The organism is Oceanobacillus oncorhynchi (genome assembly GCF_000821065.1).
Classification (GTDB): domain Bacteria; phylum Bacillota; class Bacilli; order Bacillales; family Amphibacillaceae; genus Oceanobacillus; species Oceanobacillus oncorhynchi.
In genome coordinates this window covers 1,274,838-1,301,772 of record NZ_CDGG01000001.1, presented here as the reverse complement: position 1 = coordinate 1,301,772, position 26,935 = coordinate 1,274,838, and the positions used below count along the sequence as shown (strand labels likewise).

Below are 26,935 nucleotides of genomic sequence, written 5' to 3'. Positions count from 1 at the left end.
CAATTTCCCCTTTTCAAATAGATTATAGAAGTTCAAATACACCGGCTGCTCCCATCCCGCCGCCAATACACATCGTTACAATTCCGAATTGCTCGTTTCTCCGCTTCATTTCATGCATTAAACTGACTGTCAGCTTGGTTCCTGTACAGCCCAGCGGATGCCCTAATGCAATGGCACCGCCATTTACATTCACTTTAGCCGTATCTAGATCTAATGCCCGGATAACTCGAAGTGCCTGGGAAGCAAAAGCTTCATTTAATTCAAATAAACCGATATCCGATAATTCCAACCCTGCCATTTTCACTGCTTTCGGAATCGCTTCCACCGGTCCGACTCCCATGATTTCCGGTGCTACACCAGCTACTGCAAAGGATCGGAATTTTAAAATCGGTGTGAGTCCTTCCGCTTCTGCTTTCTCTTTATCCATCAATAAAACAGAGGCTGCTCCGTCACTCATTTGAGAAGCATTCCCGGCCGTGACACTGCCTTTTATATGGAAGGCCGGACGCAGGGAACGGAGTGTCTCTGCATTCGTTCCTGCCCGGACGCCCTCATCCATTTCAAAGGAAAAAGATTTCTCTTCAATCTTATTGTTCTTCCCGACATAGCGTTCCTTCACCTCTACCGGAACGATTTCCTCTTGAAATAAACCATCCTCTATGGCCTTAGCAGCACGTGCATGACTCTGTACTGCAAAAGCATCCTGGTCGTTTCTTGAAATCTCGAAACGATTGGCTACTTCTTCGGCAGTATGCCCCATGTTCATATAATATTCTGGTGCATGTTCCACCAAGGCCGGATTAGGCTTAATCACATGTCCGCCCATTGGAATCATTGACATCGATTCTGCACCGCCAGCGATAATCGTATCTGCAGCGCCTACCATAATCCGTTCAGCACCATAAGCAATCGTTTGTAACCCGGAAGCACAGTAGCGATTTACTGTGATGCCCGGCACCTCCTGACTTAATCCGGCGAGCCCGGCAATATTCCGGGCCATGTTCATTCCCTGCTCAGCTTCCGGCATCGCACAGCCAATAATGACGTCATCGATCGAACCTTGATAATCGCCGGCCCGTTTTAACGTTTCTTTTACCGTAAGCGCTGCCAAATCATCTGGTCTGACATCCCGCAATGAACCTTTATTTGCTTTTCCTACTGGTGTTCTTGCACCAGCTACAATCACTGCTTCTTTCACGGACGTATCCTCCTTTGAACTTTCTTTAATTCCGTAATGGCTTTCCTTTCACAAGCATATGCTGCATCCTCTGCTGAGTCAGCGGTTCGGCAATAAGACTTAAGAAGGCCTCTCTTTCTAAATCCAGCATGACCTGTTCATCAATCTCCGTACCTTCTTTTATTCTTCCGCCAGATAAGACATAGGCCAGTTTTTCAGCAATTTTTAAATCATGCTCGGAAGCATAGCCGCTGTAATACAGCGATTTAGCACCCATGACCATAGTTGCATAGCCTGCTTCTCCGACAACTGGAATTTTCTCACGTACAGGCTTCTCATATCCCCCATCGGCTAAAGCTAATACACGTTTTTTCGCATCATAGAGAACATGATCCGGGTTCCTGCTGATACGATCGTTTTTATTGAGATAGCCATTTTCCATTGCTTCTCTTGCTGAAGTAGAAACTTTTGCTGTTGCTACTTTTTCAAATACATCATTCGCGACCTTCGTTAAATCGATATCCACACCCTCTGGGATATTACGAAGCTCTTTTAAGTAAAGCTCTTTCGTTCCTCCCCCTCCAGGAATAAGACCGACACCAAATTCAACCAGCCCCATATACGTTTCCGGAGAAGCCTGAATCGCAGCAGCCGGCAAGGATACTTCTGCCCCTCCGCCTAATGTCATATTAAATGGAGCAGCCACCACAGGTTTATCAGCATATTTAATATTCATCGCCATGTTTTGAAATTGACGGACAACGAGATCTAATTCAAATATATTATCATCCTGCGCTTCCATCAGCATCATTGCTAAGTTGGCACCGACACAGAAATTCTTGCCCTGGTTTCCAATCACCAGTCCTTTGTAATTTTTATTTACTTCCTCAATGGATTCATTGACCATCTGGATAATATCAAGACCAATCGCATTACTTCTGGAATGAAATTCTAATAAAGCAACATCATCCCCGATATCGATTAGACTGGCGCCGGTATTTTTCTTGATGACACCTTTTTGCTCCTTGATTGCTGCTAAGGAGATCTCTTTCTTATTGACGTCCTTTTGTTTATAGGCATCTTCATGAAAGAAGTAAATAGCTCCATTTTCCTTTTTATAGAAGGTTTCGTTCCCTTCCTCCAGCATATCCAGCACCCAGCTTGGCACCGCTGTCTCTTCATCCTGAATTCGTTCCACTGCAGCCCTTACGCCAACTGCATCCCATATTTCAAATGGTCCTGACTCCCAGCCAAAGCCCCATTTCATCGCATCATCAATGGAGACGACATCATCGGCAATCTCTCCGACTAAATCAGCAGAATATAATAATACCGGCTTGATAATAGACCAAATAAAATCGGAAGCTTTATCTCCCTTTTGGTTAATAAGCGCTTTCATTTTTCTGTTTAATCCTTTTTCCTGCTTAGCTAATTCAACAGCAGCTGTTTTCAGCTTCTTTCTTTCCTGATACTCCAGCGTGCTTGGATTTATTTCTACAATGCTTTTATCCTTCTTCTTTTCATAGAAGCCCTTCCCGCTTTTCGCACCAATCCATCCTTTTTCAATCATTTGCTTTAAAAAGTCCGGAACCGTAAAAATGGCTTTCTCTTTCGGGTCGGATACATGGTGGTAAACATTATTCGCAACATGGTAAAAGGTATCAATTCCGACGACATCCAGCGTCCGGAACGTAGCGCTTTTTGGTCTGCCAATAAGCGGACCGGTAACCGAATCCACTTCACCGACACTTAATCCCTGCTTCTCCATTTCCTGGACAGTTACTAACAGCCCGTAAGTTCCAATCCGGTTTGCAATAAAGTTTGGCGTATCCTTCGCTTCGACAACACCCTTGCCTAATACATCCTCTCCAAATGTTTTCATGAAGGAAAGCACTTCTGCCTTCGTTTTTTCTATCGGTATAACTTCTAACAGCTTTAAGTATCGCGGCGGATTAAAAAAGTGCGTGCCTAAAAAATGCTCCTGCAGGTCTTCTGAGGAATCTGCAATCATGGCGTCCACAGAAATCCCGGATGTATTGGAGGTGACCAGGCTTCCTTCCCTGCGATGTGTATCCACCTTTTTAAACAGCTCTTTTTTTGCCTCTAAATTCTCAACAATCACCTCGACGATCCAATCTGCTTCAGATAATAATGCCAAGTCATCCTCCAAATTGGCAATCCGAATCAAATCTAAGCTTTTTTTTGATGTAATCGGTGACGGCTTTTGTTTTAATAATTTCTTTTTACTCTCACTCACAAGCCGATTCCTGACCTGCCTGTCTTCTAAGGTAAAGCCCTGCTTCTTTTCCTTGTCTGTCAAGGAATCTGGTACTCTGTCAAACATTGTTACAGATATTCCCGCATTTGCTAAATGAGCGGCAATTCCAGAACCCATCACACCTGAACCTATTACTGCTGCATGTTTAATCGAATAAGTCATTTCACAATCCTCCAGCCTCTCTTGAATGAATGCTCATTCATTTTTAAGCCAAAAAATAAAGATATTGGCAAATCGCATATCTCACGTTACTTATACTATAACGGATTATTAATTTTTTGGCAATATATTTAGCAATTTTTTGTAAGGGGTTTCAAAGTGAAAGTTTATTTTAAACGTATTAGAAAACATTGTGATAGGTGTTACGAAAGCACACTGCTCTTCCTGCAGCTTTTAAGCTTTTACTTCAAATCGTTCTTAAGAATCGGATTCAAGGAAGTTCCTTTGCTAATCCAGCAACAATCATCGCAGCTAAAATAACGCGTTTCTTCTATATTGGTTAGGCGAGAGGACTCCCAACCTCAAAGAATGTGCAGGGTGAAACCCAATGAGTAGGTGGGAGGTGAATCGCCTTTTTACATTTACGAACATAAGTTTGCATGGTACAATGTTCTTGAAAGACGCTCTTTGAAAACTGAACATAATAGGTTGTGGCGAGAATCGTTGCTTTGCCACGTAAAATGTTCAAGCCAAACATGCCAGCCAAGGCACACAAACGTGTGAACCTCATATAGGCTGAAAAGTAGTCCCAGAGGCAGGACCAATGGGATAGCGGGGTTGGGTGTTTTTAGCACACCGATGTGTCAACTCCACTGGCGGTTAATCGTCATCTTGAAAGTCGACACCCCAGAAACCCACACTTCAAATTTCTTTAGAAATGAAGTGGTGGGAGTATTCATATTAATATGCGTTTTCATTCAGGAGTTTCTAAAAATCGTAATCGTTCCTATTTACAAACAGAAACCCTTACGATATCATAGGTAGAGTACGAACTTGAAAGTACGTTCCATTATTATTTTAAAATGAATGGGGGAATACGATGACAACACCTGTTGTGTCTATGTCAAATATTAACTTCCATTATGAATCTCGTAAAGTCTTAGATAATATAAACTTTGAAATCCCTCAAGGAGCTTTCATGGGATTAGTCGGACCGAATGGCGGCGGAAAGACAACCTTGATCCGGCTCATTCTCGGCCTGGAAAGACCGGAAACGGGAGAAATAATGGTTTTCGGACAATCGATTCAAAAGCTTAAAAATAGAGATCGAATCGGCTTTGTCTCGCAAAAAGCAAATGCATTTAATAAAGGATTTCCTGCAACCGTATATGAAGTAGTTGCTTCCGGGCTTACTGCACAGCTTGGTTATTTAAAATTCTTAACCAAAAAAGATAAGCAAAAAATTCATGGAGCAATTGCCCAGGTTGGTATGACAGAGTATACCAAACAGAACATCGGGAATCTATCAGGTGGTCAGCAGCAGCGCATCTTTATCGCACGCGCTCTGGTCAGCGACCCTGAGCTGATTATTTTGGACGAACCTACTGTAGGAATCGACTATGAAAATGTAAAAATTTTTTATGAGCTGCTTTATAAGCTTAATACAGAATTCAAGAAAACATTACTGCTGGTAACACATGATACAGGCACAATGACCCAATATGCGACAGATATTGTTTGTTTAAATAAAACACTGCATTTTCACGGAAATCCGGATGAATATGCATCACTTACAGAAGCAGACTTTTCTCAAATATATGGTCATCCAGTCAGCCTGGTTACGCATTAATTATCGTTGGAGGAAAGACAATGCTTTTGGATTTTTTAACTTACCCCTTTTTAAGATATACGTTTCTCACAGGTATCTTAATCGGTCTCATCGCACCATTACTAGGAACTTTTATTGTTGTCAGAAGACAATCATTAATAGCAGATGCTTTATCGCACGTTACTTTAGCCGGAATTTCATTTGGGCTGATGACTGAGAAGGTATACGGCTGGGTTATCTCACCGATATACAGCGGCATGTTTTTTTCCGTACTCGGCTCTATCTTTATTGAAAAGCTGCGTACCGTGTATAAAGCGTATCAGGAAATTTCCATTCCTATCATTTTGTCGGCCGGCGTCGGCTTAAGTGTTATCTTCATTTCCGTTGCAGACGGGTTTAATACGGATTTATTCAACTATCTATTCGGATCTGTATCTGCCGTAACGGTTAATGATTTTTACGTCATTTCTGGAGTAGCTGCCTTTGTACTTGTCATTATCTGGCTTTTCTTTAAAGAACTATTTACCATGTCCTTTGATGAAGAGCAAGCAACGATTGCCGGGCTGCATGTCAAATGGATTAATATGCTGTTTATTGTATTAACAGCGCTTGTCATTGCTGCTTCCATTCGTATCGTCGGAGTGCTGCTGGTTTCCGCTTTGATGACACTGCCTGTTGCAGCAAGCATGCGAATCGCTAAAGGGTTTAAACAAATGATATTCCTGTCAATTCTCTTTGGTGAAATTGCCGTGATATTTGGAATTATTTCAGGCTATTATTTAGATATTCCACCTGGCGGAACAATTGTCATGACGTCGTTAATTTTATTATTAATTGCTATAGGAATGAAAAAACTACGAAAGTAAACGGAGGTTTTTTCGATGAATCTTCAAGATGCCATCACTGTTTTAAAAGAAAAAGGATATAAAACTACCGGAAAACGGAAGGATATCTTAGAATTTTTTGCATCTGAGGATGGATATCGTCCTGCTAAGGATTTAATTGTCCATCTCGAAAAAAAATATGGGACAATCAGCTTCGATACCATTTATCGGAACCTGCACCTATATTATGATTTAGGGATATTAGAAAAAACAGATTTAGAAGGTGAAAAGCATTTCCGCCTAAGCTGCAGCCATCATCATCATCACCATTTTATCTGCAAGGATTGCGGTAAAACAAAAGAAATTGAAGTATGTCCAATGGATTCTGCTTCTGCTGAGCTGTCAAATTATGAAATTGAAGATCATAAATTTGAGATTTATGGCAAATGCCCGGAATGCCTTCACGCTTAACATGTTTCAATTAATATAAGAATAAAACATCAGAAAAAACTGCGGATTCGCTATTGTACGAGCAAACCCGCAGTTTTTCTCATGATTTACACATTTTTTTTGGAAATTCTATTTCTTTATGTCGAAAAGTTATGTATACTACTTTTAGAACAATTATATTAGGAGCAGAGTAGTATGCGTAAAAGTAGTAAATTTCGATTATTGTTATTATTCATCGCAGGAATTATCTTTATTGTATTTGTTTTAGTGATGCAAAGACAATTTAACAATCCAGATTTCGACTTTCAAAATGAAGCATCTGAAGTAAACGAATTGGAAAATGATGAAGAAACGGAAGAAGCAGATGCAGCAGATAAGGATGCAGATACAGATGAGGAATCGGGGGATTCTGAATCGGAGGAGGAATCTGAAGAAACGGATGCGGACACTGGCGACTCCAATGAAGAGGAGTATGAGGTTACTGCAGAGGTATTAAATATCCGAAGCAGCCCCAACGCAGACAGTGAGGTTGTAGAAACGCTGGTTAACGGGGATATTGTCCAGCTTATCGGTGAAGAAGACGAGTATGAGTGGGTTGAGATTTCTTATCAAGACGTCACTGGCTATGCAAATGCCGGATACCTGGAAGCTGTTGAGTGATTAAAAAGATTTTTTCTCTTGACTGAAATTATTAAATGGATTATCTAAGCTTCCTATCCTCATAGAAAAAACGAACTTAAATCTCCTTTTCATTTATGGAATGGATAGAGATTTAAGTTCGTTTTTTTATTTATAGAGAAGATAGTTTAAGAGATTTTGCATCATTATCTATTTAATCGAGTACAGTATCTAAAACCTTACTCTCCTCGTGATCCAGCATATTCTTTAAGATGACCTCTTCTACCTCTTTATTCATTTCTGTTTCCAGTGTTTTGGAAGCAGGTGCCTCGCCGACAATGAAAATACGTTTCCATTCTCTGTCTTTTGCCTGCTTATCCAGTTTAGGCGCAATACTTTTATACCAGCGATATTGGTTCGCTTCATAGCGGTCATTGAATAGATCTTTTTGTACACTGCTTGCTCCAAGTCCCTGCTTCGCTCTGCCATGACGAGGGCCTTGTTTCATCTTCCATGTATCCTCCTCCACATCCAGTTCATATTCTGCTGTATCCTTTACCTGATTTAGATTGGTGTCCATCAGTTTGACCTGATTTTGCTGCACTAGAATAATTCCTGTTTTCGGATACTTTTCAGACAGTGTCTTTAATTGATCTAATACAGGTGTCTCCTGCCACTCAAATTCATTTTGCAGATGCATTTGTACACGCTCAGCAAACCAGACCTCGCCGTCAGCTGAAGCAATAATGATAACTCCGCGCATGAGATCTCTTTCTATTTCTCCCATAAAATCTTTCACACGCTGTTTTATTTGCCTAAAATTTTTGAGTTCTTCCTGATCATCTGCTTCTTTTAAATAATGCTCAAAATTATTCAAACCATTTTTCAGATGAATCTTCCACTCCCCACTTTGCTGATCCGGGTCGCTTAAATCTGTATTTAGGTACATGGTAAATATCTTATTTGCTCCTGTTCCTCTCACATTCTCTAACTCTTTCACAATATCTTGAATATCCTTCATGATAAGCCTCCTCGAAAATCAGTATCTATTTAGTGTGTAACCAAAATAAAAGGAGTTTAAACTTTAATATCTGAATAAAGGATATGATAGAGTTATTTTAAGCTATAAAAAAGGAAAGAGCTTCATCACTCTTTCCTTCTTCACCATCAAACTTTATTGTTTCAACTTTTTTTTATTTACGTTCTAATCTTGTTCCATTTCTTCTTCTGATAAGGTTTTAGTGATTCTCACTCTTTTAATCTGATACCCGTCTTTTTCAATCAGAGTAAATTCATACCCTTCAACCTCCATCACCGTTCCTACATCCGCTTCAAGGTTATGGGTGAAGAACCAGCCGCCGATAGTGTCCACTTCATCATCTTCCAAAGTAATACCCAGCTTTTGATTGATATCATCCAAGCTGACACGGCCTGCTACTAAATAAGTAGTATCATCAATCGTTTCAAAATCAGGTACTTCGTCTTCGTCAAATTCATCCCGGATATCGCCAACGATTTCTTCCAGTATATCCTCAACCGTTACTAACCCGGCCGTACCGCCATATTCATCATTGACAATCGCCATATGGATGCGCTCCTTTTGCATTTTTAAAAGGAGATGACGAATTGGGGTAGCTTCGGATACATGAATAATTGGCCGAATATAATCTTCAATCGTCGCAGGTTCATCCTTGCTCAGCTTTCCAGTAAACACTTCTTTTAAATTTACCAGACCGATAATATTGTCCTTATCCTGATCAGCAACCGGGTACCGGGTAAACTGGCCTTGATGAATCGTTTCTAAGTTTTCTTCAAAACTGGCTTCTGTCGAGAAATAAATCATTTCTGTTCTCGGTGTCATAATTTCTCTGGCTACCCGTTCATCAAATTCAAATATATTGTTTACATACATCATTTCAGATTGATTGATTTCACCACTTTTATAGCTGTCAGCCAGAATTAAACGCAGCTCCTCTTCTGTATGTGTTTCCTCATGCCCGCTCATTGGCTGTAAGCCAACTGCTTTGGTTAATAATCGTGCGGATCCATTTAATAACCAGATAAACGGAAACAACAGGCGATAGAACCAGGTCAGCGGTCTGGCTACAGCCAATGTGACCTGTTCTGCTTTTTGAATTGCTAATGTTTTCGGCGCAAGCTCCCCGACAACCACGTGCAAGAACGTTGCAATCAGGAAGGAAATAAAAATGGAAAGGGTTGTAACAAGACCTGCTCCAAGATTAAATTCCTCCAAAAGGGGATGTAACATTCTCTCAAATGTCGGTTCGGCTAAGCGCCCAATTCCAAGTGCTGTAATTGTAATCCCCAATTGACAGGCAGATAAATACTCATCAAGATGGGTAATGACTTTCTTAGCTGAAGCAGCTGAACCTCTTCCCGCTGCAATATGAGGCTCCAGCTGAGTACTTCGAATTTTTACTATAGCAAATTCTGACATAACAAAAAAAGCAGTTAATGCGATTAAAATAGCAACCGCAAATAAATTAATCATGGTCGATATGTCCAATTAAGATCCTTGTGTAACATTACACAAGGATTTCACCTCCTGAAATTTTAAAAATTATTATAAGTTCATGTTCAAAAGTATCCAATTGTGTTTGAAAATCAAGAAGCTTCTTAATACAGGACGGCGATTGCACTTATTCGTCTCACTGAAAATTAATTTACTCCTTCCGCAATTCCATTGGATAAAAACTTTTTGAACATCCTCTTATTATCTTTTCTGCACGCAGATAATCCAAATGATTAGGCGCAATGGATAGTCCTGCATGATAAACATATATAAAGTTCCATATTACCTTCCCATCGAATCACCCTTTCTCTTATTCTTTATTATAATGGAAAGGGGCACACTGTGTCTACTTGACTATGAAAGTGCTGCAGATAAATATTAATACAATAAAATAAACCGGCTGTTATCAAAAAACAGCCGGTTTATTTTATTTCACAGATTATTTTTTTAGCTTGTCGTTCTCTTCTCTCTGCAATATTTTAATAAAGGAAATCATCAGCATGATAATAATTATGACAAAAGGAAGCGCTGATGTGAGAGATGCTGTCTGCAGCGCTTCTAACCCTCCAGCAACTAAAAGGACGACTGCAATAGCTGTTATAAGTCCTCCCCAGATAAATTTTGTAATCAAAGCCGGATTCAAACTTCCTTTTGATGTCATGCTTCCTAAAATATACGTTGCAGAATCTGCTGAAGTGACGAGGAATGTAAAAATCAAAATAATCGCCATCAAAGAAGTGATGGTACTTAACGGCAAGGTACCAAATGTTTCAAATAAGGCGACAGCTAAATCATGATCAACAGCTTCAGCAATCATCGTTCCATTCATCAAATCGCTATATAAGCTGGTTCCACCAAAGACAGCAATCCAAATGCAGGCAATAGCAGGAGAGGTGACAAGCACACCAAAAATATACTGACGGATAGTACGCCCTCTTGATACACGGGCGACAAATGCCCCTACAAATGGTGACCATGAAATCGCCCAAGCCCAATAGAAAATAGTCCAATCCATTACCCAGTTGTCTCCAGTATACGGAGTTAAACGTAAACTGTATTCGACAAAATTAGTTAAATAATCTCCCAGACCCAGCACAAAGGTTTCTAAAATAAATACAGTCGGCCCCATCAGAAAAACAAAGACAAGCAGAATTAAACAAAAGGATAAGTTAATGCTGCTTAACCATTTCATTCCGCGGTTTAAACCACTGACAGATGAACCTAAATAAACAAGAAGCATAGCTAATGCAATTGCAATTTGCATCCATACCCCGTCTGGCAGCCCAAAAACAGATGACAGACCGCCGCTCATTTGCATAATTCCTAATCCTAGAGAAGTCGCTACTCCCATAACAGTAGCAATTACAGCAAGCGAGTTGATAGAAGTGGCCGTAATAGGGTTATTTCCGACAACGGGCTTTACTGCTGTTGAAATTAACCCGTCTTTTCCTTTGCGAAATTGTAAGTATGCAATAACCAGTCCGACTAACGCAAAAACAGACCATTGGCTAATGCCCCAGTTAAAGAAAGCATATCCCATAGCCACCCTCGCAGCTTCTTCTGTTTGCGGTTCCAAGCCTGGAAATGGTGTATTAAAAAAGTGACTCATTGGCTCTGCTACGCCCCAGAATACCAGTCCAGAGCCGAAGCCTGTGGAAAATAGCATTCCAATCCAAGGAAAGAAACCGAATTCTGGTTTCGAATTTTTTGGACCTAATTTTATTTTACCGTATTTACTAATCGATAAGCCAATTAGAAAGAGGACAAACACAAAAACGGATATTAAATAGAGCCATCCAAAATTCTGTGTCGTCAAATCAAATAATAGAGTTGCTACACTTTGAAAGCCTGTAGAATTAAACGCACCAATTATAACGAATGCTAAAATTACTGATGCAGAAATAAAAAATACAGGATTTAAAAAACGTTTATTTCTTTTTTTCATACCTCCATCCTTTCTATGTTTATTTACTGCGAAAATGGGATATATAATTCTATACCCATTAGCCGAGATAGTAAACGATTTAAATGAAGTGGTTAGATTGGTTATTGAAATAGTCTCTTATGAAGGAAGATTATTACCGCATTCATTCAGATAAAATTCAATAACCGCTTGAAATAAATAAATAGATTTAAGGGAGTTTATTTCCATTCATACAGGGAATGGATACATAAAAGAGCCACTTGTCATTAGTTTTTAATTTATTATATAAAAAAGCCCTCACATGAAGCTTATCTTCATGCAAGGACCCTTGGGATTAAATATTTATTGTACGCGGCGTACTGTTCCGCTAAATTCTCCGCCCCAGTAGCTTCCTGGTGACATATCAGCAACAGCAACTCCTGTACTGCTTTGTGAACCGATAAATTTATTTCCGCCAAGATAAATACCAACATGGCCATTTGTTCCATTCGTATTGAAGAATACTAAGTCTCCAGGCTGCATATTACTTGCAGATACAGATGTACCTGTATTAACTAATGCACCTGTGTAAGACGGGATGGAATATCCAGCTTGAGCGAATGCCCAAGATACAAATCCGGAGCAGTCAAAACCAGTGCTAGGGCTTTTTCCTCCCCAAACATACGTGTTTTGGTGTGTTTGGCTCTGTGCAGCACTAAGCACTCCACTGATTCCAGAACCGGTTGATGGTGCAGGCTCTTCTGCTTTTTCTTCTTTAGGTTCTGATTTATTTTGATCAGAATTACTGGAACTACTGTTGGACCCGCTATTAGAGCTTGTATTAGAGCTTGATTCATTTGAGCTCGCAGTACTACTACTGCTTTCAGAATTGTTATTGCTGCTATTATTACTGCTGCTATTGTTGTTATTGCTGCTGTTATTATTGCTTTCGCTATTTGAAGAAGTTTCTTCTTGGTCTTCATTGGAAGAAGTTTCTTGCTGTTCTGGTTCACTTGCTTCTTCTTCAGCTTCATTTGCAGATTCAGTTTCTTCTTCAACCTCTGCTTCTGCTTCTTCATTGCTGCTTTCATCGCTAGAGCCTACGCTGACACTTGCTACCAATGTTTCTGGTGCTGGAGCAGTTGCTACTTCCAAACGATCTGCTACATCCTGCTCAATAGCAGCCAAGCGGGAATCTTCAATTTCTAAATCTTCAATAAGTGCTGTTAAATCTGCTTCTTTATCTTTTAATGAAGCTTCTTTATCCTCAGCAGCATCTTTTTGCTCTGTAATTGTATTATTAATTCCTGTTAAATCTGTTTTCAATTGTGTTAATTCATCCAATTTTGTTTCAACTGTTTCCTGTTTATCTGCTACTTCCTGTTTATCAGCTTCCTGCTGTTCAAGTAAAGCTAAATCTGAATCTGTAATTTTATTTACTGCAGAAACACGGCTTACAAAATCGCTGAAATCCTGTGCTCCGAACAATACTTCAATATAGCTGATATCTCCGCCATTTTGTTGTAAAGCAACTGCACGTTCTTTTAAAATATCCGTACGTTTTTCGATTGCTTCTTCTAATTCTTCGATTGCAGCTTCCAACTCACTGACTTCATCTTCCGTAGTTGAAATATCTTCTTCTGTTTCATCTAATTTCTGTTCATTTTTTTGTAGAGCAGAATTTAAATCATCAATTTCTTTCTGTAAATCTTGTAAATCTACTAAAACATCTGCTACTTCATTTTCAGCATCTGATAGATTAGATTGAACAGAATCACGATCATCCTGTACTTCAGTCTGTCTGTTTTCCAGGTCTTCTACTGATTCTGCTTTTACCGGCCCTGCAAAAAATACACTGCTCAAACCTACTACGGAAGCCGCAGTCAATGTCATTACTGTCTTTTTCAACTTCTATTCCCCGCTTTCAAATTTTGCACCGCAAATATATTATCTATGTATTTGAGTTCCCGAACATTTGCGATTAGTTTTTTATATTAATATTTTTTATATTCTTCTTCTAATTTGTAACTTTGTAAAGCTTAACATAAGAAAATGTCATGCATATTATAGAAATATTACATTTATGTTTCAATAACGACAAAACTCTTTCAAAATCGTCATAGAATACGCAATAACACCCGTCTGACAATGTTTTTCATTTTAGTAGATTTGTCTGGTGCTCCCCAATAAATATACCTAATCTAATTTTTTTCGTCATTTAATTTACGCAATAAATGATACAATACAATATAATAAATGAAAATATCTTATTAAATTTATTTGTTACAAATTATTTAACATGAGGAAAAGTAGGGATTGACGTGAAGGTTCAAACTATCATTGGAAATAGAGTGATTAAAACGGGGATTGCTGTATTTTTCACAGCGCTTATTTGTAAATGGTTCAATTTCCCGCCGACATTTGCCGTTATTACAGCTATCGTTACAATTGAACCAACTGTGACAGATTCTATTAAGAAAGGACTTGTCCGTTTTCCTGCCTCGGCGATTGGCGCTGCCTATGCCGTTATATTTCTGGCTATATTCGGTAATTCACCGTTTACTTATATGTTAGCTGCAATACTTACTATTTTCACTTGCTTTCGCTTAAACCTTCATGCAGGGTTACTGGTTGCAACCTTAACAGCAATTGCAATGATTGAATTAGTGGACGACAGTTATTTTCTTAGCTTTCTTATTCGACTGGCAACAACAACAATTGGATTGTCTGTCTCCACACTGGTAAATATGTTTGTTTTTCCGCCAAATTACCATCGTTCGATTGATAAACAGATTGTACCTATCCGCAAGCAATTAAGTAATCATATGAAGCGATGTTATTATGAATTGATTTTCACAAAAACACCTCTAGATTTTGGTGTAAATGAAAAAGTCGGCAGTGTATACAAAGAACTTGAAAGAGTAGAGTTGCTTTCACTCTACCAAAAGAAGGATTTGAAATTCCATCATATTTTAGAAAAACGCGAGGATGAATTAACACAATTAAGACAGCAGATTCATTATCTGCGAATGATTCAATATCATGTTACTAATATAGCAGAGCAGCCTACAATGAAATTTGAATGGGATGCACTGAAACAAAAACACGCTTTTGAAACAGTATGTTATTTTGCAAATGTGCTGGCTGGCAAAATCGACTTTGAGAAAGAAGAATGGATTGCTAAACGCGGACAGCTCAATCAGCTATTTCAAGAAATGTTAAAATCCAATCAAATGAGCAGTACAGAAAAATTGCCGATAGAATTAGTTGCTATCTATGAGTTGATTTCTATTGTGGAAATTATAGAAGATTATTTCTCATTGGATGAATAATTTATGAAAAAGAAACAAAATTTTTCAGATAACTTTGTTTCTTTTTCTAATACTTTACCCAAAGATAAAGAGCATAATAATGTTTCTACTCTCTGTCTAATTCTTCTTTTATCATCGCTGTTTCCTTATCTGACATTCCAGTTATATTTTTTACAAATAAATTATCCATCCCTTGTTCAAATAAGTTACGTGCAACGACTTTTCCATAACGGATAACCACCTTCGCCGCTTCCCGATTAGCAAGCACTGCATTTTCTTCTGCTTTTATTCTTTTCTCTCTCTCCTCTATCAGTTTAATTTTTTGCTGTTTATATTGATTTTTCATTTGATTATAATTCAGCTCTGCAACTGCTGCTCTTTCTTCTGCTTCCTGTCTTTTTTCTTCTGATTTTTCTATCTCTTTTAAAAAGTGCTGTTCTATCATATGTCGATACCTGTCCTGATAGGTCAATTGATTTTTTTCCGTATTGCTGATATCTCCCCAGTATTTCATAGCGATATTTAAATCTTGATCAACCATTGCCAGTTTCTCCAGTTCTTTATAGATATCCAGATGAAAATAATTATTACCTGCATCCACCGCAGCTAAAAGCAATAACCATCTCGCTAAAGTATCTTTCTCCAGATTTAACTTTCCTTGTTTCCAGCTGCGGATCAGCTTAGGTATCTCAACAAATTGATTTTCCTGCAGATTGGTCAGCGGGATATTTTTATCTTTATCTGACAATCTGAATACGCTATGGAATTCATCACTTTTATGGAATATTTCAAAATTCATGATGCTTATGGTTACCACGGAATGCTGGCTGTCCAAATCTGAATCTGCTTCAAATTGCCGGCGATACATTTTTGACCAAAAATATAAAGATTGATTTTCCGGGGTATCTTGATCCGGGAAAAGTATTTCTACAAAAACCGCTTCTTTATCTTCTGTCTCAACAAACAATGATAAAGAAGTGTTTTCGCCTTCGTCAGCTGCATTCTTATTTTGAAATTCAAGATTCTGGATTTGTGCTCTGTCGGAATTGGTAAAAAAAGCATTTAAAAAGGCTATTATAATCTTCTTATTGCGCTCATCACCAAACAGCATTTTAAAGGCATAATCAATTTTTAAGTCCATCAGTCGATTTGGACCATTTTTAGGAATAGCATTTTTGTATACTTCGCCATTTTCGCATATCTGAGGGAATAATAGTGTTGCGTTGCGAGGATAAATCATGGAAACACATCCTTATGTTTTAGTAGAGGACTTACCAAGAAGAGGTTCTAAATACAGTTAACCAAACATATGTTCTTTTGTCAACAAAAAACTTAAAAAAACTGCAGGAACATCCCTACAGTTTTTCTTTCTTTCTTTTCCTGATATACCAGGCAATGAAAATGAATATTCCTGCAATGATAAAGGTATAGACAACATTAGAATAGATATCCATAAAAGCTGCTACACGATGCCAATTCTCTCCCAAAATGGTTCCAATACCGATGAGGATACTGTTCCAAATAATAGAACCTGCTGCTGTTAATAGCATAAACATCCAGAAGTTCATTCTTGCCATCCCTGCTGGAATAGAGATTAAGCTCCGCAGCAGCGGCACCATCCGGCAAAAAAATACAGTCCAATAGCCATACTTTCCGAACCATTCATCTGCCTTATAAATATCTGTTTTTTTCAAACGCAATAGATGCCCGCACCGGTCAACAATTTTCTCCAGCCGCTCCACATCGAGTATCATCCCAATACAATATAAAAGCATGGCGCCAATCAGCGCTCCTAATGTGGCTGCTGTTAATACACCGGTATAGGTTAATGTACTGCCTATTGTCATGAATCCTCCAAAAGGCAGGATGATTTCAGATGGTATCGGCGGGAATAAATTCTCTAACGTCATCATCAGAAAAATTCCAAAATACCCAAATTGCTCCATCATGGCTGTAACCCATTGTCCCATAATATCCTCCATTTACGCTTGTCCTCTTTATTAAGGTATATTCTATCATGCTGCAGCCTATGATTTTTATTTCATTTTGAAAACAAGTGTTAAGAATTTAAGGGATGGCAGCTTTATTTGGTCTGGTTCATTATTTCTGCCAGCTGACGGTAAGAATATTCTCTTGCTTTATACGTTGGCGCCATCGTGAGCACCATTATTTCATCACATTGATATGCTTCCTGCAGTTTCGTGAGTTTTTCTTGTACGAGGGCTTTATCTCCAATAATTTGTTTATCGGCAAATTGGGCTTGCTCCTCCTGATCTGCCTGCGGAGATGGATCCTGCTCTTCTCTTTTGCGCTTTGCTTCTTCTGCTAATTCCAAAGCTTCCTTTTCTGTTTCAGCGCACAGAACAGATACCGCAACGATAGCGGAGGGACTCTCAGCGTGTCTCAGGTAGCCGGCCATAATTTCCGGTCCATTATCAGCGCCCATAAAGTGACCAAAAACATAAGGCAGTTTTTTAGTTACGGCCAGCTGAGCACTCCGCTGGCTTGTCCCCAACAGCCAAGGCACAGGCTGAACAGGAGGTACGGGGGCAGCGGTCACACGTGAATAAAGATGCTCCGGCGAAAAGTCATCCTGAAGGAAATGAAGCAATTCATCTATATAATCCGGCATTGCTTTCACCTTTTCCAAAAAGTTTCCAGCAAGGGCTATAGAAGCTTCTGCGGAACCGCCCGGCGCCCGGCCGATTCCTAAATCTACCCGGTTCGGATACAATGCAGCCAGCATCCGGTAGCGCTCAGCAATATTAAACGGCCGGTAATTCGGCAATAGCACTGCTCCTGAACCGATTCGGATTCTTTCTGTTCTGCTGCCGATAATCCCCAGCAATATATCCGGAGCAGGGCTCGCCAATCCTTGCATGTCATGATGCTCCGCAACCCAATAACGTTCATAGCCTAATTGGTCGGCCAGGACTGCCAGATCCATACTTGCTTCCAGCGCCTGCTTTGCGTCCGCATCTGCAAATAATGGAGATTGATCCAAGATACTTAATTTCATTCTTCGTGCTCCCCTTTCTGCTCTAATTGATCTACCAGGTTTTCCGCTGCCCTGCGGTAAAAGTTACTCATCCCTGTCAGACTGGTAATCAGTAATACTTGTTTTAGATATTCATCATCTACAATATCTTTGTCCAATTCTGTCTCAAATATTTCTTCCTGGTTCTTCATATGTTCTTCAAAACTCGCTGCGTTTCTATCCATTAACTGAATGTAATTGGTATAAAAATTCGCCAGGTCAAAATCATCATCCTGCACTCTCTGATTCATCTCTTCAAATGTTTTCCCGATATCCTTTATAGATAACACACTTTTCATTTGATAAATCATACTAATCAGCAGCAAATGCTCTTTCGAATATTTTTTATTATTGATAGGGAAGAATAACTTAGCCTTCGCATAATTGTTAATCATGGTTTTCGTTAACACTTTATCTTCTTCATACCGCTTGGAAGAAGCAAATTTACTTTCAAAAAGCTGAATAACCTGATCCATATATAAATCTAAATCGGGTATTTCTTCCGATTTCAACTGGTTCTCTAAATGAAGTCCTTCTAATTGCTTTTGTATATCCACGAAATGACCTCTCTCTCATAATATAAAGATAGTAAGCAAAGCAAGAAATTTAATTATTTATCGTTCAGCTATCTACTTTTCATTATAGACGTAATTCGTTAAATTTCAATCATTGACTACTTGATGAAATAGGTATATAGTTATTACATAGTATTTGAAACTACATAACGGATTGGAGATGTTTTTTTGAATAAATTTATTCGGGAACCAATGAATGCTTTTACTCATTTTATTGGGATTGTTTTATCTATCGTCGGACTGATATTACTTGTTGTCAAAGCAGCACGGGTCGGAACGCCATTAGACGTCGGTGCTGTCGCAGCTTTTGGTATTAGTTTAATTCTATTATATACTGCTTCAACGGTTTATCATTCTGTGATTGCCGGTCCAAAAACAATTGCTTTTTTGAGAAGAATGGATCATTCCATGATTTATGTACTGATTGCCGGCACGTATATTCCACTATGTCTGATTGCTCTCGAGGGAACGGTTGGCTGGGTACTATTCTGGGTAGTTACGGGATTGGCAGTCCTTGGCGTTCTATTTAAATTAATATGGTTTCATTCCCCGAGATGGCTGTCTACCCTTCTCTATGTTTTAATGGGATGGATTGCCATATTTTATACAGGCCCGCTTGCTCCAATTATCGGGACTGGCGGAATAACCTGCTTAATTGTGGGAGGAATATTTTATACGATTGGGGCATTTATTTACTGGTTAAAGCCGGAGTTTCTGCGTTCCCGCTATTTCGGCTTCCATGAGATATTTCATATTTTTATCCTGCTTGGCAGTATTTCACACTTCTTGTGTATTTATCTGTACGTCATTTAAATAGGCTAAAACCTCGAATTCATTCTTGGAGAATTCGAGGTTTTTTTCGAGTTTATTCGAATATATTTATTCAAGCACTCTTACTTTATAATACAACTTCTACTTTACTATTTTCGTAACCATTTTAATTAATTCCTGCTGATAATTCTTTATATCAAAGCTTTCACTTTGCAGCAGCATACTCTCACTCGCAGCGCCATTTATCAGTATAGCCGTTGCTTTGGGGTCAAAGTCAGCTGAAAAGATACGTTTCTCCTGTCCTTCTGACAAAATGGTTTCTAATCGCAGGTAAAGCGGATCTTCTTCCTCTTCATTCAATTTATAGTAAGGAATATTATCCTCCGTCCGGGCATTAAAGATGATTTCAATCAGTGCTACATTATTTTCAACATATTCATTTTGGTACGTGAGCGTTGCTGTTATATAAGCCAGCAGCTGCTCAAAGATATCTGTCTCTGCCTTCATCCGTTCTTCAATAAATTCGAGCTGGGCACCAATTAAGTAATTTAAGGTATGCTGGATCAGCTCTTCTTTATCGGCAAAATGATAGGAAATCAATCCCGTGCTGATTTTCGCTTGTTTTGCTATTTTAGCAAGACTTAATTTGACATAGCCAATATCATTCAACACATCAATCGTCGCTTTTAAAATTTGTTCTCTCCGCGCTTCAGAGATAAATGTTTTTTCCTTCGTCACTTCATATCACCCTCTTATCATTCGGACATACTGCCGCTTGTCCTCATCACGAATCACAGCTCCCTTAGCCGCTAAATCCTTCCGCAGCACCGCTGCTTCTTTTACATTATCTTCCCTCAGCACCTTTTCTCTCGCAGCAAGCAAACTGTTCACAGAAGCAGGAAAATCAGGATGCTCCGGAATCCAGCGCTGGTAATCCGCTTGATAAGGATCCTGAGACTTCCAGGGAAAATAGTGTTCCAAAAAAGCTGCTTTTATTTTCGGCTGCTTTACATCTGTTTGCGACCGATACAGCTCCTCTCCTTTTTGGCCTAAAACGACAATATCCTTTCTATCCATATAAATTGCTGAAATATCATTTTTTTGCAAGGTAACTTCTTGATCATACCTTTTCATTGTAACTTCTTGATCTGCAATCGTCATTTTTAATGATTCACTGAAGACATACACCGCAAAGAGAATTCCTGCAATCAAACCAACAATTACTCCGATAATCGATACCCAGGAGCTATTCCAGGATACAATCCATTCAAAAAACGGACCAAACGGGACAAATGGAATTTTAATCAGCCAGCTCGAAATAATTTGAATAAACCAGCCAATAATTGCTCCAAGAAGCGGACCTCCTATAATAATAATCGCTTTATCCATTTTTGATAAACCAAGTACGGTTTCATTTTGCATATTTTATATTCTCCTCTGGATATAGTTTATTTTTTGATTGGTTAATCAAATTCTAACATAAATAATTAAATTTCACTAGTTAAGAGGAAGCAATCCGTATTTTAAAATAGAATAAAAGGTTAAATTGATTTCAGCCATAAATGGATATGTTTTAATTCACTTAAACCGGGAAAACACATGATAGAACAAACATTAACAGGAAGGATGATTATTCATGAGAAATACACAATATCAGCCAGCAAAAAAGAGAGACATTGCTGACGCTCAAGAGGTCCATTACTCTAAAGAATTTAAGCAGGCAGATATTGCTGGCGGCTATCGGAAACCTCGTGTTAATGAGGCAAAATCCGAGAACCCTAAATTAAAACAATAACTAGTTACCTTTTTGACAATATAAAATTTTTAAAAGGAGCTGCAGCACAATCAGTAACTGATTGTGCTGCAGCTCCTTGATTTTTATCTTAAACTCTGAATTCTTGCATCCCCTTCATGCACCACTATATTTTCGCGAGAATGATAAAGAAAAACCAGAATACCGCTTGGTCTTTAAATCACAGGTGTCCTCGCCAAAGCGATGTCCGCTGCGGGAAGTCGCTTTCCGCGGGCAACGCTTCAGTCTCCTCGGAAGAAAACCGCTTCCTGCGGGGCATAAGTGCGACTATGCTTGTGTCTGTTCCTGCCGGCTTGCCAATCAGCAAGTCTTCTTTAAAGGAGATGAGCTCGGGGCCTATGGAAAGCGTAGTATTTTTCCGCAGCGGCTATATTCAGCTTTTTTTATATACTTTCTTATTCTTTGAAAAAAACAATATTCACGATCAGATTGATCTTTTCTTCATTCTTCCTATCGATTCATTCTTACAATTGCCAAAAAGCTGCCTTTTGCGTTGAACAAAAGACAGCTTCCTGCTTCTTAACGTCTATTAACAATAGTGATTTTCCGCATAAACGGAAAACCTATCAAGTAAAAAACAATACCGATGAAAAACATGCTTACAAAGGTCATTATAGTCACATCAGAGAACAGATTGACAACGGCATCAACCAGCCAGCCTTCAAAAGCACCATATAGGGTAACAACCATCAGGACTCCCAGCACAGTTCCTCCACCGACTAATCCCGTCCGGTAAAATAGTAATGCAATGTAATACAATACAGCCATAATTAGGAACATGACAAGGGCATCCACGACAATCCGCATAATCCAGTTATCTGTCAAAAACATAGCCGGATGAACATAAATATAGTTTGTCACACCAACTGCCTGGAATAGCCATTCTGTTACCTGCTGCAGGGTGCTTCCAATAAAAGCTATCGCCAAGGAGTATGCAAACATAAAATACAGCTGCATGACATACATGTTTTTACGGGTAGCTCCCATTTTTAATCCAAACGGAACATTGCCTTTCACTAATTGAAACCCGACAATACCAACGTTAAAGTATGTTGCAAACGGGATGGCAAAATACATTTTAAATTCATCGACTCCCAATAATAAATAACAAATAATAGCTGATGCAATGATGATACCTGTTAATATGGAAAAAAATATTTTAGCGGTTCGAACCACATCAACCGTATAATAATAAAACATGCCTTTTATTTGATTGTTCATGGATTAAGCCCCTTTCTTCTTCTCTGTTAAATGAATCATCAGCTCCTGCACCGGAACACCTTCCACTTCTAGACCGGCTTCTTCTGCTTCTTTCCTGCTGCCGAAAGCATATGCCATGGAGCTGCCTGCTAAATCCGTACGCTGGATAATATCCTTATCCACTAAATAAGCATCCACTTTATCCTTTGGTCCAGAAACAGCGACTGTCTTTGCCCGCAATTCTTCCGAGCTTTCCTGGAGCACGACAGCACCCTTTTTAAGAATAATAACCTCTTCAAACATTAAACTGACTTCATCAATCAAATGCGTAGAAAAAATGATTGTCCGGGGGTTTTCCTGATAATCATCCAATAGGATGTCATAAAACATTTTACGGGAAGGAGCATCCATACCGATATAGGGCTCATCAAATACAGTGATAGGTGCTCTGCTTGCCAGACCGGTTGTAATTCCTAACGCAGACTCCATTCCTTTTGATAACGTCTTTACTTTTGCAGATTGCTTCAAATTAAACGTCTCTAATAATTCTTCCGCCATTTCCTGGTCCCAGTTCGGGTAAAAATAAGCAAAAATCTTCAATACTTGCTTTATCTTTAACTCTGGACTGAAATTATTCGCTTCTTTGATCAGACAGATGGATTCTGTGAGCCGCTGATTTTCAAATGGGTTCTCTCCATCAATGGTGATATCTCCCGAAGATGCTAACATTTGACCACTTAAAATATCCATGAAAGTCGTCTTTCCTGCTCCATTTCTGCCAAGCAGACCATAGATTTTATTTCCTTCCAAAGTAAAGGAAACCTGATCCAAAGCATGATTGTCACCATAGGTTTTACTTAATTGATTCACTTTAATTTCCATGTGCCTCATCCTCTCGATTAAGCATATTAATTAGTTCCTGTCTATCCATTTCCAGCTTCTCCGCTTCCCTTTTCATTGGAAGCAGGTAATTCTCATAAAATGTCTGCTTTCTTTTTTCAATCACAATGCTTTTCGCTTCCTCTGTCACAAACATGCCAACGCCCCGTTTCTTGATTAAAATACCTTCCAGGACAAGCTCATTGATTCCCTTGCCTGCTGTAGCCGGATTAATCTGATAAAATTTCGCAAATTCGTTGGTGGAAGGCGCCCTTTCTCCGCCATTCAATGAGCCATCGATAATGGAATCTTCAATTTGCTCTTTTATCTGCAGGAAAATCGGTTTGTTTTCATCTAATTCTTTTTTCATTAGCCTCATTCCTTAATTGGTTAATTACTTATGTAACTAACCCTATAACATAATCAGTATAAAGTCAACTTGTTTATTTAAAAATAATCTGCTTATATTCGTAGTGAAACCTTGTGTACAAAGGGTGATTTACACACTTTTATTTTTCATTTTGAATTGTACAGTTTTGTTAGAGAGGTCTATTTTTCACGCAAAAAAATAAGACCAGGTAAGGTACCCGGTCTTATTCTTCATTCCATTATTCCTCTGCCATTTCCGACTGCACATAATGATAAACCAAATTCTCCGTATGTTTAAGAGATAATTCGTGTGTGCGTTCGAACGCATGCGATGCATCAATTCCCGGTCCAATTAAGCCATGAACGACATCATATCCAGCTCGGATAGCTGCTGATGCATCGGATTGATAGTACGGATAAATATCTAATTGATATTCGATGCCGTTCGCCTTAGCAATTTCTGTAAGATGATTGCGCAGACCGTAATGGTACGGCCCGGAAGCATCCTTCACACAAATCGATACTGTATATTCATCGGTTCTCTGTCCGTCTCCGATAGCCCCCATATCAACCGCTAGGTATTCTACCGTTTCCGGCGGGATATTCGAATTGCCGCCATAGCCGATTTCTTCATTATTGGAAAAGAGAAAATGTGTTGTGTAAGGCAGCTCTGTCAGATCTGCTGCCAGCTTTTCAATCACGTTAATTAAGATTGCTGCACTTGCTTTATCATCCAAATGACGCGATTTAATAAAGCCGGATTCTGTTAATTCTACTCGCGGGTCAAAGGAAATAAAATCGCCTACTTCTATTCCCAATTTACGGGTGTCTTCTTTATTCTTCACCACTTCGTCAATACGCACTTCCATATTTTCCGTATCTCTTTTCAGTTCGCCTGCTTTTCGATACACATGAACAGCGGTTTGATGCATTAAAATCGTTCCCGTATATTTTTCTCCGCTCACGGTATGGATGGTACAATATTCCCCTTCCACAAAATTTAGCGGGAAGCCGCCGATGACTTGTATTTTCAGGCGGCCGTCTGCTTTGATTTCTTTAACAATGGCTCCTAGTGTGTCTACATGCGCTGTCAAGAAGCGATGTTTTGAAGTATCCTTCCCTGGCAGCGTTGCAATCAGACCGCCTTTATTGTTGCGTTTGGTTTGTACGTTACTTTTCGCTAATCGGTTTTCAATAAATTGAATGGCATCTTTAGTATAGCCGCTTGGACTTGCTATTTTCACTAAATCTTTAATTAGTGTTTTTGTTTCCTCTACATTGGGAAAACTACTCATTATATTACCTCCTCCAGGTTTTGAAATGAAGATGAACTTGTCTATTACAGTTTATCAGAAAACGCAGCGTTCGATAAAGCGCATCTCAACAGCTCATTTCACTTTCTTAGCGGCCTTACGCACAAGTCTTCAGGTGCGCACAAAATTACATTTATACCAAAATAGAAAAGCCTTCCTTTTATGTTTGCCTGGAAATTGCATTGTCATGAATTGTTCATAGTTCAAGGAAATGTTACTTTTTTGATTTGACTATACTTGTCTTACACTTTATTCTGCTATAACCTTAAATCTGGAGAAATTATACTGAATTCAATAAATAGAAGGAGGAAAAACGATGAAAAAACTTACAGGGGCGTTCGCTTTTGTTGTCTTACTTTTCGCATTTAGTGCAAGTCCTGTCTTTGCACATACACATCTTGATACGTCTGATCCAGAGGAAGACTCAACGGTAACAGATACGTTAGACGATATTACGCTATATTTTGAAACAGTGATTGAAGATAGTGCTGTGATGGAGCTTCATGCTGAGGACGGCACAGAAATCGCGCTTGATAATCTGACTGTCAATGAAGATGAATTTTCTGCTGATGTCACGGAGCCTTTAGAAAATGGAACATATACCCTCAGCTGGGATATTATCGGTGTAGATGGTCATCCAATGGAAGACTCTATTTCATTCGAAGTGGACATAGAGGAATCTGCCGTTGAGGAAGAGGAAGACACCAATACTGCGGAAGATGAAGAGAATACAGCAGATACACCCGAAGAGCAGGCTGATGAAAATGAAGCAGCCGCAGAAAATAACGTGCAGGAAGAAGCTGCAGATGATACGAATTCCAATACCTTGCTAATTGCTGTGCTGGTTATTGCTATTGTCGCTGTCATCGCCATTGTACTACTAAAAAGGAAGAAATAATATGTTTTTTGTAACCATTTTTACAGAAACGTTCTTATATCTTTGCCTTGCATTTTTAGCGGGAAGCTTTCTGATTCGACTGCTTCCTGCCACTTCTCATATCAGGGTTAACATATCTTCCAATCTGCAGCTTGCTGCAGTCTGGGGGATTGCTTTATTTGCATTTGTCCCTCTTATCCAGTTAATAACTCATATCGCAGGCCGTTCTACCTTAGGCTCCGCGTTTGAAGATGTTCTATTATCCTTTCGAATTGGAAATGCATGGCTATTCTTATTTATTATTTGTATTCTTTTCAGTGTTTACATTGCTTATATCAAAAATACAGACAGTAAACAGGCAGCTTGGGTCGGAATGGTGTTCACAGGCTTTGCGGCATTTGGAGTCGGCTGGGCAAGCCACGCAGGTTCTTTCGAGGGATTTCTTGGCGTCTTCACACATGGCGTACACATGCTGGCAGTCAGCGCGTGGATTGGAACGCTGTTGATGGCCTCGTGGTTTGTACCAAAGTCTATGGATTGGCAGCGTTTTGTCACCAGCTACCATCCCTTTGCACTTATCTGTTTTGTCATTGTTGTCTTAAGCGGTATTTTATTAGCCCAATTCACCGTGGATTTCAGACAGTATGATGAAGCCCTGCTCGTTTCTTACGGCCAAAGTTTATTCTTAAAACAATTATTTATCATTCCATTAGTCATATACGCTATCTTTAACGGGATTTGGATGAAACGGCGTTTACAGGCAGATGCAAGCCTTCAGGCAAGACCTTGGATACGTGTAGAGTTCTTTATTATTTTATTTATCCTGCTGCTGACAGGCATCATGAATGAGCAATCACCGCCGCTTTACATGGAAAGCCTTATCGAACATAGCGGTTACGCTCCTATTTTAAATATGTTTTATGATGGAACCATGGATGGCGCAGCAATTAGCTTAGCTTTAGACGGCTCTGTTTTCTTCTTTATTGCCTTAGCACTTGCTTGTATTGCCGGCAGTATCTATATTTTTAAAGCTAAAAAACACCCGGCGCTTTCTTGGCTGACCTCGCTGCTCTTTGTCGTCATGGGATACTTTGCTTTTATTCAAAGCATTGTAATCAACTGATTGTCTTTTATTAAACTGAAAAAAGTCTCAAAATGGATAGAAGTGCATTTTGCGACTTTTTTTGATGATAAAAATTTACCTAGATGCAGGTTCTTATTAAAAGTACTCTGACTGCT

At 39.2% G+C, this 26,935-nt stretch carries 25 protein-coding genes; 9 read left to right on the top strand and 16 right to left on the bottom strand.

Annotation, left to right across the window (positions count from 1 at the left end; all coding sequences use genetic code 11):
* Positions 1 to 22: 22 nt before the first annotated feature.
* Complete coding sequence (locus BN997_RS05965; RefSeq protein WP_042530538.1) at positions 23 to 1,198, bottom strand: acetyl-CoA C-acetyltransferase; 1,176 nt, start codon at positions 1,196 to 1,198, stop codon at positions 23 to 25.
* Positions 1,199 to 1,223: 25 nt separating this feature from the next.
* The gene (locus BN997_RS05960; RefSeq protein WP_042530537.1) at positions 1,224 to 3,617 is read right to left on the bottom strand and encodes a 3-hydroxyacyl-CoA dehydrogenase/enoyl-CoA hydratase family protein; all 2,394 of its coding nucleotides are present in this window, start codon (positions 3,615 to 3,617) and stop codon (positions 1,224 to 1,226) included.
* 877 nt (positions 3,618 to 4,494) lie between these two features.
* On the opposite strand from BN997_RS05960, the gene BN997_RS05955 reads away from it, so the two are divergent.
* From BN997_RS05955 to BN997_RS05940, 4 genes are all read left to right on the top strand, one after another.
* A complete protein-coding gene (locus BN997_RS05955; protein WP_042530535.1) occupies positions 4,495 to 5,244 on the top strand; it encodes a metal ABC transporter ATP-binding protein in 750 nt (249 codons plus the stop codon).
* A 20-nt stretch (positions 5,245 to 5,264) separates the two neighbouring features.
* A complete protein-coding gene (locus tag BN997_RS05950; RefSeq protein ID WP_042530533.1) occupies positions 5,265 to 6,089 on the top strand; it encodes a metal ABC transporter permease in 825 nt (274 codons plus the stop codon).
* Between the two features lie 15 nt (positions 6,090 to 6,104).
* The gene (locus BN997_RS05945) at positions 6,105 to 6,518 is read left to right on the top strand and encodes a Fur family transcriptional regulator (RefSeq protein ID WP_042530531.1); all 414 of its coding nucleotides are present in this window, start codon (positions 6,105 to 6,107) and stop codon (positions 6,516 to 6,518) included.
* A gap of 174 nt (positions 6,519 to 6,692) precedes the next feature.
* On the top strand, positions 6,693 to 7,157 hold the full coding sequence (locus tag BN997_RS05940) for an SH3 domain-containing protein (protein WP_042530529.1): 465 nt from the start codon (positions 6,693 to 6,695) through the stop codon (positions 7,155 to 7,157).
* A 172-nt stretch (positions 7,158 to 7,329) separates the two neighbouring features.
* On the opposite strand, the gene BN997_RS05935 is transcribed toward BN997_RS05940, so the two are convergent.
* The 4 genes from BN997_RS05935 to BN997_RS05920 form a co-directional block, all read right to left on the bottom strand.
* Positions 7,330 to 8,136, bottom strand: a complete 807-nt coding sequence (locus tag BN997_RS05935; protein ID WP_042530528.1) for a VLRF1 family aeRF1-type release factor — start codon at positions 8,134 to 8,136, stop codon at positions 7,330 to 7,332.
* A gap of 183 nt (positions 8,137 to 8,319) precedes the next feature.
* Positions 8,320 to 9,627 (bottom strand): hemolysin family protein, encoded by a 1,308-nt coding sequence (locus BN997_RS05930; RefSeq protein ID WP_175297016.1) that lies wholly within the window; start codon positions 9,625 to 9,627, stop codon positions 8,320 to 8,322.
* Between the two features lie 460 nt (positions 9,628 to 10,087).
* On the bottom strand, positions 10,088 to 11,593 hold the full coding sequence (locus tag BN997_RS05925; protein ID WP_042530524.1) for a BCCT family transporter: 1,506 nt from the start codon (positions 11,591 to 11,593) through the stop codon (positions 10,088 to 10,090).
* A gap of 321 nt (positions 11,594 to 11,914) precedes the next feature.
* Positions 11,915 to 13,459: a C40 family peptidase gene (locus tag BN997_RS05920; protein WP_052484928.1), complete on the bottom strand. Its 1,545-nt coding sequence runs from the start codon at positions 13,457 to 13,459 to the stop codon at positions 11,915 to 11,917.
* A gap of 413 nt (positions 13,460 to 13,872) precedes the next feature.
* On the opposite strand from BN997_RS05920, the gene BN997_RS05915 reads away from it, so the two are divergent.
* Positions 13,873 to 14,883 carry an aromatic acid exporter family protein gene (locus BN997_RS05915; RefSeq protein WP_042530522.1) on the top strand — a complete coding sequence of 337 codons (1,011 nt, stop codon included), beginning with the start codon at positions 13,873 to 13,875 and terminating at the stop codon, positions 14,881 to 14,883.
* An 85-nt stretch (positions 14,884 to 14,968) separates the two neighbouring features.
* Here the strand turns inward: BN997_RS05915 and BN997_RS05910 are convergent, their stop codons facing one another.
* The 4 genes from BN997_RS05910 to BN997_RS05895 all read right to left on the bottom strand — a co-directional run bounded on the left by BN997_RS05910 (position 14,969) and on the right by BN997_RS05895 (position 18,456).
* Complete coding sequence (locus BN997_RS05910; protein ID WP_042530520.1) at positions 14,969 to 16,102, bottom strand: Rpn family recombination-promoting nuclease/putative transposase; 1,134 nt, start codon at positions 16,100 to 16,102, stop codon at positions 14,969 to 14,971.
* Between the two features lie 115 nt (positions 16,103 to 16,217).
* A complete protein-coding gene (locus BN997_RS05905) occupies positions 16,218 to 16,832 on the bottom strand; it encodes a DedA family protein (protein ID WP_042535833.1) in 615 nt (204 codons plus the stop codon).
* A gap of 113 nt (positions 16,833 to 16,945) precedes the next feature.
* Positions 16,946 to 17,881 (bottom strand): MsnO8 family LLM class oxidoreductase, encoded by a 936-nt coding sequence (locus BN997_RS05900; RefSeq protein ID WP_042530518.1) that lies wholly within the window; start codon positions 17,879 to 17,881, stop codon positions 16,946 to 16,948.
* Positions 17,878 to 18,456 (bottom strand): DUF1836 domain-containing protein, encoded by a 579-nt coding sequence (locus BN997_RS05895; protein ID WP_042530516.1) that lies wholly within the window; start codon positions 18,454 to 18,456, stop codon positions 17,878 to 17,880. The genes BN997_RS05900 and BN997_RS05895 overlap by 4 nt, the downstream gene beginning before the upstream one ends.
* Positions 18,457 to 18,642: 186 nt before the next feature.
* Here BN997_RS05895 and trhA point away from each other — a divergent pair, with 186 nt between their 5' ends.
* Entirely contained in the window at positions 18,643 to 19,287 is a 645-nt protein-coding gene (gene trhA / locus BN997_RS05890; protein ID WP_042530514.1) for a PAQR family membrane homeostasis protein TrhA, read from the top strand.
* A 99-nt stretch (positions 19,288 to 19,386) separates the two neighbouring features.
* Here trhA and BN997_RS05885 read toward each other — a convergent pair whose 3' ends face one another.
* Positions 19,387 to 19,983 carry a TetR/AcrR family transcriptional regulator gene (locus BN997_RS05885; protein WP_042530512.1) on the bottom strand — a complete coding sequence of 199 codons (597 nt, stop codon included), beginning with the start codon at positions 19,981 to 19,983 and terminating at the stop codon, positions 19,387 to 19,389.
* Between the two features lie 6 nt (positions 19,984 to 19,989).
* Complete coding sequence (locus BN997_RS05880) at positions 19,990 to 20,667, bottom strand: YqeB family protein (RefSeq protein ID WP_042530510.1); 678 nt, start codon at positions 20,665 to 20,667, stop codon at positions 19,990 to 19,992.
* Positions 20,668 to 20,881: 214 nt separating this feature from the next.
* Between BN997_RS05880 and BN997_RS22860 the strand changes: the two genes are divergently transcribed.
* Positions 20,882 to 21,040 carry a YfhE family protein gene (locus BN997_RS22860; RefSeq protein ID WP_139089027.1) on the top strand — a complete coding sequence of 53 codons (159 nt, stop codon included), beginning with the start codon at positions 20,882 to 20,884 and terminating at the stop codon, positions 21,038 to 21,040.
* Positions 21,041 to 21,577: 537 nt separating this feature from the next.
* On the opposite strand, the gene BN997_RS05870 is transcribed toward BN997_RS22860, so the two are convergent.
* From BN997_RS05870 to BN997_RS05855, 4 genes are all read right to left on the bottom strand, one after another.
* Positions 21,578 to 22,279 (bottom strand): hypothetical protein, encoded by a 702-nt coding sequence (locus BN997_RS05870; protein WP_042530506.1) that lies wholly within the window; start codon positions 22,277 to 22,279, stop codon positions 21,578 to 21,580.
* Positions 22,280 to 22,282: 3 nt separating this feature from the next.
* Positions 22,283 to 23,140 (bottom strand): ABC transporter ATP-binding protein, encoded by an 858-nt coding sequence (locus BN997_RS05865; protein ID WP_042530504.1) that lies wholly within the window; start codon positions 23,138 to 23,140, stop codon positions 22,283 to 22,285.
* Positions 23,130 to 23,507, bottom strand: a complete 378-nt coding sequence (locus BN997_RS05860; RefSeq protein WP_042530501.1) for a GntR family transcriptional regulator — start codon at positions 23,505 to 23,507, stop codon at positions 23,130 to 23,132. Before BN997_RS05860 ends, BN997_RS05865 begins: the two co-directional genes overlap by 11 nt.
* Positions 23,508 to 23,745: 238 nt before the next feature.
* Positions 23,746 to 24,801, bottom strand: coding sequence for a M42 family metallopeptidase (locus tag BN997_RS05855; RefSeq protein ID WP_042530499.1), 1,056 nt, complete (start codon positions 24,799 to 24,801; stop codon positions 23,746 to 23,748).
* Positions 24,802 to 25,135: 334 nt separating this feature from the next.
* Between BN997_RS05855 and BN997_RS05850 the strand changes: the two genes are divergently transcribed.
* Together BN997_RS05850 and BN997_RS05845 are read left to right on the top strand one after the other, a co-directional pair.
* Positions 25,136 to 25,717 (top strand): copper resistance CopC family protein, encoded by a 582-nt coding sequence (locus BN997_RS05850; protein WP_042530496.1) that lies wholly within the window; start codon positions 25,136 to 25,138, stop codon positions 25,715 to 25,717.
* Between the two features lies 1 nt (position 25,718).
* Entirely contained in the window at positions 25,719 to 26,819 is a 1,101-nt protein-coding gene (locus tag BN997_RS05845) for a copper resistance D family protein (protein WP_042530494.1), read from the top strand.
* The last annotated feature ends 116 nt before the right edge of the window (positions 26,820 to 26,935 follow it).

Bases quoted from the DNA above. Each gene is read 5' to 3' on its own strand.
- BN997_RS05960 (WP_042530537.1), bottom strand. From the start codon at position 3,617: ATGACTTATTCGATTAAACATGCAGCAGTAATAGGTTCAGGTGTGATG.
- BN997_RS05955 (WP_042530535.1), top strand. From the start codon at position 4,495: ATGACAACACCTGTTGTGTCTATGTCAAATATTAACTTCCATTATGAA.
- BN997_RS05950 (WP_042530533.1), top strand. From the start codon at position 5,265: ATGCTTTTGGATTTTTTAACTTACCCCTTTTTAAGATATACGTTTCTC.
- BN997_RS05945 (WP_042530531.1), top strand. From the start codon at position 6,105: ATGAATCTTCAAGATGCCATCACTGTTTTAAAAGAAAAAGGATATAAA.
- BN997_RS05940 (WP_042530529.1), top strand. From the start codon at position 6,693: ATGCGTAAAAGTAGTAAATTTCGATTATTGTTATTATTCATCGCAGGA.
- BN997_RS05935 (WP_042530528.1), bottom strand. From the start codon at position 8,136: ATGAAGGATATTCAAGATATTGTGAAAGAGTTAGAGAATGTGAGAGGA.
- BN997_RS05930 (WP_175297016.1), bottom strand. From the start codon at position 9,627: ATGATTAATTTATTTGCGGTTGCTATTTTAATCGCATTAACTGCTTTT.
- BN997_RS05925 (WP_042530524.1), bottom strand. From the start codon at position 11,593: ATGAAAAAAAGAAATAAACGTTTTTTAAATCCTGTATTTTTTATTTCT.
- BN997_RS05910 (WP_042530520.1), bottom strand. From the start codon at position 16,102: ATGATTTATCCTCGCAACGCAACACTATTATTCCCTCAGATATGCGAA.
- BN997_RS05905 (WP_042535833.1), bottom strand. From the start codon at position 16,832: ATGGGACAATGGGTTACAGCCATGATGGAGCAATTTGGGTATTTTGGA.
- BN997_RS05900 (WP_042530518.1), bottom strand. From the start codon at position 17,881: ATGAAATTAAGTATCTTGGATCAATCTCCATTATTTGCAGATGCGGAC.
- BN997_RS05880 (WP_042530510.1), bottom strand. From the start codon at position 20,667: ATGCAAAATGAAACCGTACTTGGTTTATCAAAAATGGATAAAGCGATT.
- BN997_RS22860 (WP_139089027.1), top strand. From the start codon at position 20,882: ATGAGAAATACACAATATCAGCCAGCAAAAAAGAGAGACATTGCTGAC.
- BN997_RS05870 (WP_042530506.1), bottom strand. From the start codon at position 22,279: ATGAACAATCAAATAAAAGGCATGTTTTATTATTATACGGTTGATGTG.
- BN997_RS05865 (WP_042530504.1), bottom strand. From the start codon at position 23,140: ATGGAAATTAAAGTGAATCAATTAAGTAAAACCTATGGTGACAATCAT.
- BN997_RS05860 (WP_042530501.1), bottom strand. From the start codon at position 23,507: ATGAAAAAAGAATTAGATGAAAACAAACCGATTTTCCTGCAGATAAAA.
- BN997_RS05855 (WP_042530499.1), bottom strand. From the start codon at position 24,801: ATGAGTAGTTTTCCCAATGTAGAGGAAACAAAAACACTAATTAAAGAT.
- BN997_RS05850 (WP_042530496.1), top strand. From the start codon at position 25,136: ATGAAAAAACTTACAGGGGCGTTCGCTTTTGTTGTCTTACTTTTCGCA.
- BN997_RS05845 (WP_042530494.1), top strand. From the start codon at position 25,719: ATGTTTTTTGTAACCATTTTTACAGAAACGTTCTTATATCTTTGCCTT.